This window comes from Enterococcus sp. AZ091 (assembly GCF_051714805.1).
In the GTDB taxonomy this organism is placed as follows: Bacteria; Bacillota; Bacilli; order Lactobacillales; family Enterococcaceae; genus Enterococcus_D; species Enterococcus_D gallinarum.
In genome coordinates, this window is the sequence record NZ_JBIOSO010000001.1 from 1,453,845 (window position 1) to 1,467,539 (window position 13,695).

Here is a 13,695-nt window from a genome sequence, read left to right on the forward strand (position 1 = left end):
TCTCTTTTTCTGTGTTGCAGATACTTCCTTATGATTCACTCAGAGTTTACATTGAACTATCCAGTAAAAAAACGCACACTCACTGGTTTCCCTTATGGGATAGATCAGTGAGTGTGCGTTTCTTATCTGACTGTCACAAAATCGTGACCGGTTTTTAGTTGTAACGGTTAAACAAGTTGATGTAGTTGTCAACGATTGTTTGGAAGAAGTTGACGGTATCTTCTTTGATCGTATTGTTTTCATCGATCAAGTTCATGATTCCACCGATATAAGCTTCTGGTTGTTGCAAGGTTGGCATATCTAAGAATACCAATGATTGACGCAGGTGATGGTTCGCACCAAAACCAGCGATCGCACCTGGTGAAACACTTACGACTAAAGCAGGTTTCCCGCTCCAGCTGCTTGCTCCATAAGGACGTGAACCGACATCCAAGGCATTTTTCAATGCTGCTGGTACAGAACGATTGTACTCTGGTGTAAAGAAGAATACACCGTCCACACTTTGCAATTCATTACGGAATGTTGTCCATTCTGTAGGCACTTTGCCTTCTACTTCCAAGTCTTCATTATAAAATGGGAGATTGCCGATTTCTAAAAAGACAGCTTCGAAACCTTCTGGCAATAATTCTGCAAATTTCTTCGCTACCAGCTTGTTATAAGAGCCTTCGCGTAAACTACCAACGATAAAACCAATTTTTTTTGTCATGTTGAATTCCTCCTCATATCTTTTACATGTTTTATCTTACCAAAAGTAAGTAAAACTGACAAATAAAAAGCATTTGCCTAAAAAATCCAGTCATAAAGCGATGTCTCAGCTATAATGACTGTCTCTCTCTAATGATACGCGTTGCAGGAAAATCTGGCAAAAGATAACCTATAGAAGAAAGAAACAGAAAAAAAGAGACTGTAAAGAAAAAACTCTTTACACCGTCAGTAAAACCTGTTAAACTAGCTCTTGTGATTAAAACAATGGAGGTGTAAATAATGGCAGTAAAAATTCGTTTAAAACGCATGGGTTCTAAAAAGAAACCTTTTTACCGTATTGTCGTAGCAGATTCACGTTCTCCTCGTGACGGACGTTTCATCGAAACAGTAGGTACTTACAATCCTTTGCAAGACCCAGCTGAAGTGACAATCAAAGAAGATTTGATTCTTGATTGGTTATCAAAAGGTGCGCAACCTTCTGATACAGTACGCAATATTCTTTCAAAAGAAGGCGTAATGAAAAAACACCACGAAGCTAAATTCACTAAGAAATAAGGTGACGACGGATGAATGATTTGCAAGAATTAGTCTTAACGATCGTTTCACCATTAGTGACCAAACCTGAGGAGATCCAGCTTGATGTGGTTGAATCAGAAGATTTCTTTGAATATAATCTTACAGTTGCTCCGGAAGATATCGGACGAATCATTGGTAAACAAGGTCGGGTGGCTAAAGCAATCCGGACGATCGTTTACGGGGTTCGCACCAACGGCCCCAAAAAGGTCCGTTTAAATATCATTGATGGTAAGTAATTGATCGCATCACTCATTGAGTGATGCTTTTTTTCTATCCTGTTAGTTCATGCTCAAGACCTATGACAGATCGGCTGATTTTTGAGATAATAAGAAAAAGGAGGCGGGAGTATGTCACAAGTGATTGCATGGATCCTATTTATTTTTGTTTTGATCTTTATTTATAAAGTGGGGTCATTTATCTGGCGCACATTAGGCGTATTGTTTTTGCTATTTTTACTATGGATCTATCGGGATGTCATCTTTACACAAGTTAGTCAATGGACACGAGATTTCCGCTGGGACCAACTACCAACTTATTTGGACCAAGGAATTCAATGGGTAAAAGACGGCTGGCAAGCCTTGCAAAGCTGGATTTCGAATAGGATTAGCTAGGAACAGGAGACAAGCAAAGTTGTTTGTCTTTTTATTTTGGAAAAGGTATGCTCAATAAAAAGGGGGAAATCATCATGAAAAAAGAAATAGGTCTCCTAGTGACAGTATTGGCCATTGGGGCATTAGCAGGATGCGACACGAAAAATAATACGGATAAGTCTGAGTCAACCCATTCAAGCACTCATACTAGTACAACCATTTCTTCTGAAAGCAGTAGCAGTAGTAGTGAGGCAGCCTCCAGCAGTGCCGCGCAAACTTCAAGTAAGACAGTTACCCAAGCAGGAACACTGGATCAGTTGTCAGCTGCTTTTCCGCAGGATCGCTTGCCATCAGAGGTGCCGCTGACGGAGCAAAAGACCTTGAATGCTGCAACCGACGAAGGGACAGATCAACTCTCTATCCTCTATTATCAGTTAAATGATCAACGAGAATTGAATGATCCATCATTGAACAATGAGACACCAATCGCTAGCTACAAAAATGCTGCTTACGAAAATGAAGACCAAGCGGCGGAGGCTGTACATGCGAACCTTGATGAAGGCGGACAGGCGGTCGATCTAGGACATAACATCACTGGTCATATGCAAGGTGCAGCTGGTTCCAGTTATCTAAGTTGGCAAGAAGGCAATTGGAACTTGACGGTACGAGCAGTCAATCAAGAAAATCAAGATCCCGTGCCAGTAGCAAAAAAAATCGTGGCCTATTTAGAAGAAGCTATGCTGCCCGCTCCAGGAATTGGTCAAATCACCATTGATATGGGAAAATCAGATTACACGGCTAACAGCGTTTCTTGGCAAGACAGTAAGATCACTTATACCTTGCAACATCAAGATCCTTTATCCGCATTGAAAATGGCTGTCTCAATGAATCAATAAAAGAGCCAATCTAACGTGTAGGAGGAAGTCATGCAAATTACGTATTTATCTGATCCTCAAGAAAAGAAACAGATCGCACAAACCATTCTGGCTGATTTGCCGGAATGGTTCGGTCTGCCTGAAAGCACTGCCGATTATATTGAAAAAAGTGCCTATCAAGAAATGATTGTAGTAGAAAACAAAGGTTTTTTGACCCTTGTAAAAACAAGTCCAGCGACTGCTGAGATCTATGTTATGGGCGTATTGAAAGCCGATCACCATCAAGGAATCGGCAGCCAATTGATCCAAGAAGCCATCCGTTGGTGCCAACGAGAAAGTATGGCCTTTTTACAGGTTAAGACATTGGCAGAGACGCATCCAGACCAATATTATCAGCGTACACGAAACTTTTATCGATCTATGGGATTCTTGCCGGTGGAAACTTTTCCCACCCTTTGGGGAGCGGAAAATCCATGCTTGTTGATGATCCAAGCAGTTCCTCCTTGGGAAAACACTAGAATTCCTTAACTGCCCATGCTAAAATGAGAAGGATTATAAAGGAAATGAGGACCAATCGTGACTGAATTTTTAAATGTAGGAAAAATTGTCAATACCCACGGAATCCGGGGAGAAGTACGAGTGATCTCGCAAACCGATTTCCCAGAAGAACGCTACCGTAAAGGGCAACGATTAACACTGTTTCGAGAAAATAAAGCACCGCTGGAATTAACCGTCGCTGGTCATCGTAAACACAAGAATTTTGATTTATTGACATTCGAGGGGTACCCCACGATCAATGATGTGGAACCTTTGCGAGACGGTATCTTAAAAGTTTCAAAAGACGAATTAAGCGAACTAACAGAAAATGAGTATTACTATCATGAAATCATCGGCTTGACCGTCATTGATGAGCAAGCCAGAGAACTAGGAAAAATCAAAGAAATCCTATCTCCCGGTGCCAATGATGTTTGGGTAGTCCAACGCAAAGGCAAAAAAGATGCGTTGATTCCCTACATCGAATCAGTGGTAAAGCAAATTGATTTGGATAAAGGCGAAGTGCATATTGAGATCCCAGAAGGGTTGTTGGATGATGAGGATTGATGTTTTAACCTTATTCCCAAGAATGTTTGACGGCCCAATGGGGGAATCGATCATTGGAAAAGCTCGGGAAAAAGAGCTTCTAGAAATCAATGTCTCAAACTTTCGCGAATTTTCGGACAACAAACACCAAACAGTAGATGACTACCCTTATGGCGGAGGGGCAGGGATGCTGCTGAAAGTTCAGCCGATCTATGATAATTTAAACGCGATTGAAACTGCCACCCCGCAAACCAAAAAACGTATTATCTTGTTAGACCCTGCCGGTAAGAAATTCGATCAAAAAATGGCCGAATCTTTTTCGCAAGAAGAGCATCTGGTATTTATCTGCGGACATTATGAAGGGTATGATGAACGAATTCGTTCGCTAGTGACGGATGAAGTTTCTCTCGGGGATTATGTTTTGACTGGTGGCGAATTAGGCGCGATGGTGATGATCGATGCGACCGTTCGTTTGCTGCCTGAAGTGCTAGGAAACGAGACGTCTGCGCAGACTGATTCCCACTCCACAGGGTTGCTTGAACACCCGCAGTACACGCGACCAGCAGAATTTCAAGGGATGACGGTCCCACCAGTCTTGATGAACGGCAACCACAAACTGATCGAAGAATGGCGCTTAAAAGAATCCTTGAGACGAACTTATCATCGACGACCTGATATGTTGGCGGATTATCCTCTAACAGCAGAAATGAAAAAAATGCTACAAGAGATCGCCGAAGAAGCTTCTGCAGAGGATGAATCAAAGTAAGAAATCTCAGTATCTGGAATCGCACCTGCAATCAAATGAAACCACCACAACGGATACTAGAAGCACCAGTCTAGTCCGTTGTCTTTTTTATAGAGACAAAATAAATGTCGGGAAAAAAAGCTGGTGACAAGAAATTTGTCTTTACATGAGCTGGAAAGTTATGGTAAGATACTTCAGTGAGTGTAAACTCAACTATTACGATATTCCGCTGGAGCAAATTGCTTTAAGAATGTTTGGGAATAAGGAGAATGATAAAGATGAATCCATTGATTCAAGAATTAACTCAAGAACAATTACGTACTGACATCCCAGCTTTCCGTCCTGGGGACACTGTTCGCGTTCATGCGAAAGTTGTTGAAGGAACGCGCGAACGTATCCAGTTATTTGAAGGTGTTGTTATCAAACGCCGCGGAGCTGGTATTAGCGAAACTTATACCGTTCGTAAAGTATCAAATGGTGTAGGTGTTGAACGTACCTTCCCATTGCACACACCACGTGTTGCACAAATCGAAGTTGTTCGTTACGGTAAAGTACGTCGTGCAAAATTGTACTACTTGCGTGCATTACACGGAAAAGCAGCTCGTATCAAAGAAATCAGAAGATAAACACGGGAAACTTCCTTGGAAATCTGAAATCTGTGAAAAGTCCTTGTATATCAAGGGCTTTTTCTTTTTTCACTATCACAGTTTTAAGCCTCAATTGGCTATTTTGGATCATTTTTCATTCATATTCCATTAAATTGCCCTAGATTGTCCGATTTTGACTATCAGTGTCGTCAAAATAGGGCAAAATTTCGTAGTCAATTTGACGACAAATTTAATACGAAAAATACCAAAACATTTACCGAATTTAGCAACTTCTGAACCCGAGTTACTAAAAGGGTCGACTTTTTTCGAAAAAGCCAAAACATGTACTTTTCTACTAAAAAGTTGATGTGATAGGATTCTATCTAAATAATTTTTAGGAGTTTTTATCGTGAAACAAGATGATGGACGAATCGTATGGAAGAATCTAAGTGATCTAAAACTGATTTTGTTAATCAATCAATTTATCGAAAAACACGAAATAAAATCTAGCCGTCAATATCAGAGGAAATTATTAGAAAATCCCAATTCTGCACCAAGTATGTGGTTTATCAATCAAAAATATGGTTCATGGAAAAACTTATTAGTTAGTCTTGGGTGTGATAATGGAGAATATGGGAAATGGGCAAAAATATCAGAAAAAGATTTATTGAAAATAGTAGAGTCTTTTATTACGGTTGAGAAAATAACTTCTCAGCGTATGTATGAAAAAAGATCAGTAGGAAAAGACGTTCCTTCATTGAGTACATTGAAAAAGAGATTTGGAGATATAAGGTATCTATTTAGAAAGAATACAGAGAAGTCTTCTTTTACTGATTTTGAACTAATGCTTGAACTAAGAAATGAAATAGTCCGATTAAAATTACAGGATGATTTATCAATGACGAAATTTCGAAAACTAGTTCAATCACCAAAGTTACCATCAGTTGATACAATAATGAAAAGAACAAATAAAAATTGGGAAGAGTTGATGACAGAAATAGGGTTTGACTATCGAAAAATCAAAATCAATAAGCAGAGAAATAACTTATCTAAAAAGAAGAAAACTAAATAGTAAAACTCTAGACTAGACGTTCAAAATAAAAAGTTGAACGTCTTTTTTTATTACCTAAAAACGAAAGGGGATTTTATTTTATGATAAAGCCGAGATTTAAAAATTGTCGATTATTTGCGGCTTGGGCACTATTAGGTCAAACAATTGGCGGAACGATTGTTCCTTCGATTGCCTTCGCCGATGAAATTACTCATCCACAAACGGTAACCGTAGAACTAGATTTAGCACATCAATATGTTGTCGAAGGAACGTTTAGTGACGGTCGTCCGATGTCAGAAGTCACTGTTCCGCATTATGCAGTGTACAATGGCGTGAAACAAGATATTTTCTGTATTGAACCAGGAGTCCCGATTTACAATGAGTTCACTCCTGGCTATGAGAAAAATCCATTGCCTGATATGTCTGAGAAAGCGAAACTAGTTTCTGTTTTATGGAAAAAAGCCGGTACAGATGCAGATACTCATATTGTGGCACAGAAGATGATCTGGCAAGAAGTTAATGGATATACCCTTCACTCAATCAAACGATCAGATGGTAGTGCCGTAAATATCTCAGCCATTGAGGCAAAAATAAATCAAGCCATTGCCGATTATCAGAAGAAACCAAACTTCCATAATAGTACTGCTAAAACAGTATTAGGGCAATCGACTACTGTGACGGATACGAATAATCTTAATTTGTCAGAGTTCGATGAGGTTGTGGAAAATACCGCAAACATTGATTATCGTGTGAATGGCAGTCAGTTGATAATCACCCCAACTGCCAATTCAAAAGAAAATGGTGTGCTGACGCTTAAGAAATCTGCTGGTACCGGAACACCTGTCGCCTATAAAAAGGCTGGCCAACAGACTTTAATGGCCGGGGCGATTGATAAGCCGAACACTTACACGGTCAAAATTGATATAAAAACGGAAGGTTCTTTGAAGATTAAAAAAGTTGATAAAGAATCGGGTGATATTATACCAGGAACGGTTTTCCATTTAGACTTTGGAAAATCTTTACCTGCAAAAGACTTGACTACCGATAAAGAAGGAATTGCTTCATTGGATGAGATTCCTCATGGTACAAAAGTAACCATTACCGAAAAATCAGTACCGGCGCCTTATACGATTGATACCACCCCCATGACTACCACCATTAAAGCAGGCGAAACCATTTACGTGACTTCAAAAAATACACGGGAAAAAGGTCAAATCATTCTGGATAAAAGCGGAGTTGAAACAGGGAGTGATCTTTGGAATGACAATTATTCCTTAGCTGGTAATACGTTTGCCATTCGCAAAGACAGTCCAACCGGTGAAATCGTTCAAGAAATGACCACGGATGAAAACGGTCATGCGGAAACACCAAAAGAGATTGCTAATGCGTTGGAATTGGGAACCTATTATGTGACCGAAACTAAAGCTAGTCATGGGTTCGTGAATACGTTCAAACCTGTAAAAGTCGAATTGAAGTATGCCAATCAAACCGTAGCCCTTGTTACCAGTAACGTAAAAGGGCAAAATCAAGAAATCACTGGCGAAACCACTTTGACGAAAGAAGACAAAGATACTGGGGATAAAACACAAGGTAAAGCAGTCTTTGAGGGTGCTGAATACACCTTGTTTACTGCTAAGGATGGAAAAGCTGTTAAATGGAGTGAGGCTTTTAAACCAGAATTAGTGAAGGGAACGAAAGCTTCTGATGAAACCGTCACTTTGACTTTAGACGAAAAGAACCAAGTTGCCGTTAAACATTTATCTATCAACGAGTATTACTGGCAAGAAACCAAAGCGCCTGAAGGATATACCTTGGATGAAGCGAAGTATCCTGTATCTATCAAAAAGGTGGATGATAATGAAAAAAATGCGGTGATTACCCGAGATGTTACGGCAAAGGAACAAGTGATTCGCTTTGGTTTTGATTTCTTTAAATTTGCTGGATCAGCTGCGGGTACTGCCGAAACTGGCTTCAATGATCTGACCTTTAAAGTGTCACCATTAGAAGGAACCAATGAAATCACAGGTGCCGAAGATGAAGCGACCACTGCTTATAACGAGCAATTAGGGTTTGATGGCTATGGGAAGTTTGAAAATCTTCCTTATGGAGATTATTTACTTGAAGAAGTAGAAGCGCCAGAAGGATTTCAAAAGATTACGCCATTAGAAATCCGTTCTACTTTTAAGGAGAACAAAAAAGACTCTGTGAAGAGTGAGTATGTCTTTACTATTACCGAACACGGCCAAAAACAACCAATTAAAACGGTCACCGTTCCTTACGAGAAACTGACGAACAAAGCATTTTCTGTTAGTTTGAACCGTTTGATGCTTTATGATTTGCCTGTGGAAGAAGATAGTTTAACTTCTCTTGCGACTTGGAAAGACGGAGACAAAGAATTAACTACCCTTGATTCTACCGAGTTAGTTGATAAATTGAGTTACAATCTACATGAAATCAAAGAAGACTGGTATTTGGTAGCGCAAGCCATTGATGTGGAAGCCACAAAAGCTGCCCAAGAAAAAGATGAAAAAGCCAAACCAGTCGTGATTGCCGAAACAACCGCCACTTTGGCGAATAAAGAGAAAACAGGAACTTGGGAAATTCGGCATAAATTAACCGCCGAACAAGTTTTGGATAAAATCATCGTCTTATTCAACTATGTGTATGAAAATAAGGAAGCTTTTGAAGCAGGCGATGAGCCAGTATCGAAGGATGCTAGCTTGAATAATCAAGCCCAAACTGTTAATTGTACGGTGGAACGTCATGTTTCCATCCAAACAAAAGCCCACCTAGAAGATGGTTCTCAGACCTTTACTCATGGTGATGTGGTGGATATGTTTGATGATGTATCTATTACTCATGATGTATTGGATGGATCAAAAGAAGCTTTCGAAACAATTCTGTATGCACTACTACCGGATGGTACAAACAAAGAAATTTGGAAATCAGGCAAGATTGATTATGAAGTAAATGATAAAGAATTTACCAAAACTATGCTTGCGGAAAAAGTAGATACCGGAAAGTATCCAGAAGGAACCAAGTTTACTTTTGCAGAAATCAATTATGATAAAGATGAGAATATCAATGGGAAACACAATGAGGATCTAAAAGAAAAAAATCAAACCTTAACGCCCAAAAAAGTTCCAACCACACCACGTACGCCGAAACAACCGGAAACACCAACTGTTCCAAGTGGCTATCAAGAATCTAGTCCCACAGTGAAGACATTCCCTCAAACTGGGGAGAAAAATTCCAATGTTTTACTGTTCATTGGTTTTACTTTGATTTTTGCGACGGCGGGCTATTATTTCTGGAATCGCCGTAACTAAGGTGATGAGATGATACAAGTAAATCCTAAGAACCAACGTGCGCGACCGCCTCCTAACAAAGTGGTCACGCTATTTTTGTATCCAAAACTAACAATGAAAAGAGGAAAAGAAGATGGAATTGAAATTTGTCGTGCCAGATATGACTGAAACCTTTGGAAAGTTGAGTTATGCCGGTGAAGGAGAAATTTTAACAGAAGGATATGGACGGAATACTACGGTGATTGGTCGCAGTTATCATTTGTATTCTAGTAAGCAACGGGCTGATGATATTGAGGTGGTAGTAGCTGCGGAAGCCGGTGAAAAGGACTTTGATCAAGACCAACTGCTAAAAGCCGTGAATCCCCACTTGGTTGCCAAAGGCTATGAGATTGAGAATCGTGGGTTTACTGATTACGTGTTGTATGTTGATGATTTAGTGAAAGCATAGGAGGAAAAGAAGATGAGATTAACAGGAGGTATTGTTGTAGATTCAGGATTAACCTTTGGCAAGTTGCGATTTTCCGCATTACGCCGAGAAGTACGGAAGCAAAATGAGGATGGAACGATTAGTAACGAGGTAAAAGAACGAACCTATAATTTGAAATCCTCTGCACAAGGTCGAATGATCCAAGTTAGTATTCCAGCAAATGTACCCTTACGCGAGTTTGCTTATGATGCAGAGGTAGAGTTGGTCAATCCAATTGTGGATACAGTCGCCAATTATGTTTTTCGAGAAGGAACTACTGTTAATTGGTTTATTAAGGCAGACGATTTAGTCTTGAAACGACAGCCAAATCAAGGAAATCCTACGAACCAAAATGAAGGAAAGAAATAGGTGAAACGTATGGAAATTAATGTTGAACATATTTTAGATTGTTTCGATCAATATGGAAAAAGTGAGCTAACTGAGGAACAACTCGTTAAAGCATTAACCTATGATGAAAAAATGTTTCTGATTATGCATCAAGGTTTACTTGGAGAAAATAGCGACAGTGAAGAAGACTTTGATGTACTAGACTGGTTAGGAGAAGAAGAGTCCTTCTTAGTGGTTGTAGAAGTAAATGCAAACTTATGTCGACAGGCAGAATCTGTCTTGGAAGAAATCGGTGTGGAGATGACGGATGCCATTGAAGGCTTTTTAAATCAATTGGTTGAAACGAAACAACTCCCGATCGCAGTAAATGACTAGCATAACTATTTGAAATTGCCAATGAAATCCTATTGGTTTTTTTTGATTGGAGGTGGAAACCATCAAAATGTACAAAGGACATCGCATACGCGCAAGAGATCAGCACTTGGTTTATCACTTTATTCTTGGCTGGCTAATCGCTTTGTTCATCGGTTGGATGGGTGTCTTTTATTTTCAAGAGCTTAGAAAATTTGATATTTCTAGGGTATCACTTTCTACTATTGAAACTGTTTGGTCTATGAAGGAATTAATCTGCTTACTTGGAAGTCTCGCTTTTTCAGGAGTTATGCTGTTGCTTTATATTCACTTTTTTCCTGATCATTGGCGAAGCTTGTGGCATAGACAAAAACTAGCTCGGATGATTCTAGAAAACCATTGGTATGAAGTGAAACAAACTCAAAGTGAAGGCTTTTTCAAAGATTTAAATAGTAGTCGAACCAATACTTATGTGACCCATGTCGGTATTTATGCAGGAGAGAATCGGATGTTTCATGCAGGAGATCCAGTGGGCTGGACAAATCTAACAGAAAGCTATTGGCAGCAGCATCTTATCGGTGCTGGACGGTACAAATAAGAGAAAAGAGGAAAGATAATGAAGATAAAAATTGAATGGATTCAAAAGGAAAAGACTCAGAAAAAGAAGAAAGGACGAGTGATTTCAGTGGGGAAGCATCGAAAACTGGTGCTTGCCCTTTGGCTTTTATTGATAAGCAGTTTGTCTTTTGGTGTTTATAAAAATTTTACCGCCATTAATCAGCACACGACCCATGAGAAGGTGGTTGTAAAAGAAAAAATAGTGAATACTTCTGGAGTTGAAAATTTTACGAAGGATTTTGTGAAAGAATATTTTTCATGGAAGAATAATGAGAAAGCAATTGAAAAAAGAATGAGTAATCTTAGACAGTACCTTACTGAAGAAGGAATCGCTTTGAGCCAAGATATGGTTCAAGTAGATATTCCTACTAGTTCAGAAGTTCAATCAGTAAAAATTCTTGATGTTGAAAAAAGGTCAGATGATTTTGTCGTTTCATTTTTATTAGATCAAAAGATTACAGAGGGGAAAAAATCTCAACAAATTTCTTCTGCCTATCGAGTGATTGTTTTTGAAGATGAAAAAGGGAATCATATTGTGACAAGTTTGCCTACCACAATTGCAAAACCAGATAAGGCACAATATGAGACAAAACAAGTAGAAAGTGATTCAGAAATTGATGCCAAAACAACAGAAGAAATAACCGAGTTTTTAGAGACTTTCTTTAAAATTTATCCAACTGCTTCTGAAAAGGAACTTGAATACTATGTTGAAAATAAAGCATTTCAGCCGATTAATAGTAATTTGATATTTATAGAATTAGTTAATCCTGTTTTTCAGCAAAAAGGAAAAGAAATTCAAGGAGAAGTCTGTGTTAAGTACCTTAATAATACAACCAAAATAAATAGTACCTTTGAGTATTCTTTTACTCTTGAAAAGGTAGAAAACTGGAAAGTTATTTATATTAAATAGAGATAGAGCAAATCTTTGAGTTTTAATTAAAATGAAATACTCTCATAAAGGATGACCAAAAATATAACTATTTTTAGAGGTGTTTATTTTCTTATCAATAGTTTTTATGTAACCTTCTAATTTGAAGAGGTATTACTAAAAATTTAGTGTTGATATAATGATTCTATTCATAATTGTTAATTCTGTTATTTTATCACTTTAATGGATTCAACGATTTGAGAATAATTTTTTTTAGAGTTAAAATAAATGTGTCAAGTGTAAAAAGGATGCTATCTATACAAAATGTTAAGTAAGAAAAGCAAATGCATTATTTAAAATTAGAGAAATTTTTAACTATTTTATTAAAGATGAAGTACTCTTAATCCAGTATAATCATTTTATTTAAGAGAAGAATAAAATCATTTTTTTAGGAGGTAAAATATGTGTACATCAGTTATTTATTCAACACAAGATCATTATTTTGGGAGGAATTTTGATTATGAATTATCTTATAAAGAAGTAGTTACTGTAACACCAAGAAATTATAAGCTGACTTTTCGTAAAGTAAGTGATTTAGGTACCCATTATGCAATGATCGGGATTGCTGCTGGTATAGCAGATTATCCGCTGTATTATGATGCTACTAATGAAAAAGGATTAAGCATGGCTGGTTTGAATTTTGCTGGTTTTGCAGATTACAAAGAACCAGTTGGTAATAAAGACAATGTCACCCCCTTTGAATTTATTCCTTGGATTTTAGGGCAATGCAGTACAATAGCTGAAGCAAAAGAATTGTTGAATAAAATCAATTTGGTCAATATCAACTTTAGTGAGAATCTTCCGCTGTCGCCTTTACACTGGTTAATAGCTGATAAAGAATCTTCGATCGTTGTAGAAAGTATGAAAGATGGCCTTCATATCTATGATAATCCTGTTGGTGTCCTAACGAACAATCCTTCTTTTGACTATCATTTGTTTAATTTAAATAACTATCGTGCTTTATCTAGTAAAACTCCAGTCAATACCTTCTCCGAAGCAATTGAATTGAATGAGTATAGTCGAGGAATGGGCGGAATTGGGTTGCCTGGGGATTTGTCCTCGATGTCTCGATTTGTGAAGGCTGCATTCACGAAACTGAATTCTGTATCTGGTGATTCAGAATCAGAAAGCATCAGTCAATTTTTCCACATTTTAGGGTCTGTCGAACAGCAAAAAGGATTATGTGATGTGGGGGATGGGAAATATGAATATACCATCTATTCTTCTTGCTGCAATGTCGATAAAGGGATCTATTATTATAGAACATATGGAAACAGTCAAATAAATGCGATAGATATGAATAAGGAAGATTTAGAGGGTAAACAAACAGTAAGCTATCCCTTGTTAGAGGAACAAAAGATTCATTACGTGAATCGTTAATAGCACAAAAATCGAACAAATGTATTTTAGATAATACAATATTTTATTTCAAATTACTTCCCGTTAGTTCTTATTACTAGTACTCAA

General features: G+C 38.1%; 16 protein-coding genes and 2 pseudogenes. 17 read left to right on the top strand and 1 reads right to left on the bottom strand.

Annotated elements, in window-relative coordinates:
* Window positions 1-154: 154 nt before the first annotated feature.
* Window positions 155-706 carry an NADPH-dependent FMN reductase gene (locus IGJ28_RS07350; protein WP_103300916.1) on the bottom strand — a complete coding sequence of 184 codons (552 nt, stop codon included), beginning with the start codon at window positions 704-706 and terminating at the stop codon, window positions 155-157.
* A 278-nt stretch (window positions 707-984) separates the two neighbouring features.
* Between IGJ28_RS07350 and rpsP the strand changes: the two genes are divergently transcribed.
* The 17 genes and pseudogenes from rpsP (at window position 985) to bsh (ending at window position 13,608) form a co-directional block, all read left to right on the top strand.
* On the top strand, window positions 985-1,260 hold the full coding sequence (gene rpsP / locus IGJ28_RS07355; RefSeq protein ID WP_003127685.1) for a 30S ribosomal protein S16: 276 nt from the start codon (window positions 985-987) through the stop codon (window positions 1,258-1,260).
* 11 nt (window positions 1,261-1,271) lie between these two features.
* On the top strand, window positions 1,272-1,517 hold the full coding sequence (locus IGJ28_RS07360) for a KH domain-containing protein (RefSeq protein WP_003127686.1): 246 nt from the start codon (window positions 1,272-1,274) through the stop codon (window positions 1,515-1,517).
* A gap of 111 nt (window positions 1,518-1,628) precedes the next feature.
* Window positions 1,629-1,892, top strand: a complete 264-nt coding sequence (locus tag IGJ28_RS07365; RefSeq protein WP_081131250.1) for a hypothetical protein — start codon at window positions 1,629-1,631, stop codon at window positions 1,890-1,892.
* Window positions 1,893-1,966: 74 nt separating this feature from the next.
* Window positions 1,967-2,767, top strand: coding sequence for a hypothetical protein (locus tag IGJ28_RS07370; protein WP_252712215.1), 801 nt, complete (start codon window positions 1,967-1,969; stop codon window positions 2,765-2,767).
* A 30-nt stretch (window positions 2,768-2,797) separates the two neighbouring features.
* Window positions 2,798-3,274: a GNAT family N-acetyltransferase gene (locus IGJ28_RS07375; protein WP_252712216.1), complete on the top strand. Its 477-nt coding sequence runs from the start codon at window positions 2,798-2,800 to the stop codon at window positions 3,272-3,274.
* A gap of 48 nt (window positions 3,275-3,322) precedes the next feature.
* On the top strand, window positions 3,323-3,847 hold the full coding sequence (gene rimM / locus IGJ28_RS07380; RefSeq protein WP_003127690.1) for a ribosome maturation factor RimM: 525 nt from the start codon (window positions 3,323-3,325) through the stop codon (window positions 3,845-3,847).
* Window positions 3,837-4,592 (top strand): tRNA (guanosine(37)-N1)-methyltransferase TrmD, encoded by a 756-nt coding sequence (gene trmD / locus IGJ28_RS07385; RefSeq protein WP_252712223.1) that lies wholly within the window; start codon window positions 3,837-3,839, stop codon window positions 4,590-4,592. The genes rimM and trmD overlap by 11 nt, the downstream gene beginning before the upstream one ends.
* 257 nt (window positions 4,593-4,849) lie before the next feature.
* Window positions 4,850-5,197, top strand: a complete 348-nt coding sequence (gene rplS / locus IGJ28_RS07390; RefSeq protein ID WP_002357176.1) for a 50S ribosomal protein L19 — start codon at window positions 4,850-4,852, stop codon at window positions 5,195-5,197.
* Window positions 5,198-5,567: 370 nt separating this feature from the next.
* Entirely contained in the window at window positions 5,568-6,230 is a 663-nt protein-coding gene (locus IGJ28_RS07395; RefSeq protein ID WP_103300913.1) for a hypothetical protein, read from the top strand.
* An 80-nt stretch (window positions 6,231-6,310) separates the two neighbouring features.
* Window positions 6,311-9,538 carry a fibrinogen-binding MSCRAMM adhesin Fss3 gene (gene fss3, locus IGJ28_RS07400; protein ID WP_170081238.1) on the top strand — a complete coding sequence of 1,076 codons (3,228 nt, stop codon included), beginning with the start codon at window positions 6,311-6,313 and terminating at the stop codon, window positions 9,536-9,538.
* 112 nt (window positions 9,539-9,650) lie between these two features.
* Window positions 9,651-9,965 (top strand): YdcP family protein, encoded by a 315-nt coding sequence (locus tag IGJ28_RS07405; protein WP_137264439.1) that lies wholly within the window; start codon window positions 9,651-9,653, stop codon window positions 9,963-9,965.
* A gap of 12 nt (window positions 9,966-9,977) precedes the next feature.
* Entirely contained in the window at window positions 9,978-10,352 is a 375-nt protein-coding gene (locus tag IGJ28_RS07410; protein ID WP_170081239.1) for a YdcP family protein, read from the top strand.
* A 9-nt stretch (window positions 10,353-10,361) separates the two neighbouring features.
* Window positions 10,362-10,706 (top strand): type II toxin-antitoxin system RelB/DinJ family antitoxin, encoded by a 345-nt coding sequence (locus IGJ28_RS07415; protein WP_170081249.1) that lies wholly within the window; start codon window positions 10,362-10,364, stop codon window positions 10,704-10,706.
* Window positions 10,707-10,773: 67 nt separating this feature from the next.
* Window positions 10,774-11,163, top strand: a pseudogene (locus tag IGJ28_RS07420) (ATP-binding protein); the annotation flags it as partial.
* A pseudogene (locus tag IGJ28_RS07425) lies at window positions 11,149-11,280 on the top strand (NlpC/P60 family protein); the annotation flags it as partial. The pseudogenes IGJ28_RS07420 and IGJ28_RS07425, both read left to right, overlap by 15 nt.
* Before the next feature lie 18 nt (window positions 11,281-11,298).
* A complete protein-coding gene (locus IGJ28_RS07430; protein WP_137264857.1) occupies window positions 11,299-12,210 on the top strand; it encodes a conjugal transfer protein in 912 nt (303 codons plus the stop codon).
* Window positions 12,211-12,630: 420 nt separating this feature from the next.
* A complete protein-coding gene (gene bsh / locus IGJ28_RS07435; RefSeq protein ID WP_137264856.1) occupies window positions 12,631-13,608 on the top strand; it encodes a choloylglycine hydrolase in 978 nt (325 codons plus the stop codon).
* Window positions 13,609-13,695: the final 87 nt, after the last annotated feature.

What these genes read in the sequence shown, in the direction of transcription:
- IGJ28_RS07350 (WP_103300916.1), bottom strand. Translation starts at nt 706, where the DNA reads ATGACAAAAAAAATTGGTTTTATCGTTGGTAGTTTACGCGAAGGCTCT.
- rpsP (WP_003127685.1), top strand. Translation starts at nt 985, where the DNA reads ATGGCAGTAAAAATTCGTTTAAAACGCATGGGTTCTAAAAAGAAACCT.
- IGJ28_RS07360 (WP_003127686.1), top strand. Translation starts at nt 1,272, where the DNA reads ATGAATGATTTGCAAGAATTAGTCTTAACGATCGTTTCACCATTAGTG.
- IGJ28_RS07365 (WP_081131250.1), top strand. Translation starts at nt 1,629, where the DNA reads ATGTCACAAGTGATTGCATGGATCCTATTTATTTTTGTTTTGATCTTT.
- IGJ28_RS07370 (WP_252712215.1), top strand. Translation starts at nt 1,967, where the DNA reads ATGAAAAAAGAAATAGGTCTCCTAGTGACAGTATTGGCCATTGGGGCA.
- IGJ28_RS07375 (WP_252712216.1), top strand. Translation starts at nt 2,798, where the DNA reads ATGCAAATTACGTATTTATCTGATCCTCAAGAAAAGAAACAGATCGCA.
- trmD (WP_252712223.1), top strand. Translation starts at nt 3,837, where the DNA reads ATGAGGATTGATGTTTTAACCTTATTCCCAAGAATGTTTGACGGCCCA.
- rplS (WP_002357176.1), top strand. Translation starts at nt 4,850, where the DNA reads ATGAATCCATTGATTCAAGAATTAACTCAAGAACAATTACGTACTGAC.
- fss3 (WP_170081238.1), top strand. Translation starts at nt 6,311, where the DNA reads ATGATAAAGCCGAGATTTAAAAATTGTCGATTATTTGCGGCTTGGGCA.
- IGJ28_RS07405 (WP_137264439.1), top strand. Translation starts at nt 9,651, where the DNA reads ATGGAATTGAAATTTGTCGTGCCAGATATGACTGAAACCTTTGGAAAG.
- IGJ28_RS07410 (WP_170081239.1), top strand. Translation starts at nt 9,978, where the DNA reads ATGAGATTAACAGGAGGTATTGTTGTAGATTCAGGATTAACCTTTGGC.
- IGJ28_RS07415 (WP_170081249.1), top strand. Translation starts at nt 10,362, where the DNA reads ATGGAAATTAATGTTGAACATATTTTAGATTGTTTCGATCAATATGGA.
- IGJ28_RS07430 (WP_137264857.1), top strand. Translation starts at nt 11,299, where the DNA reads ATGAAGATAAAAATTGAATGGATTCAAAAGGAAAAGACTCAGAAAAAG.
- bsh (WP_137264856.1), top strand. Translation starts at nt 12,631, where the DNA reads ATGTGTACATCAGTTATTTATTCAACACAAGATCATTATTTTGGGAGG.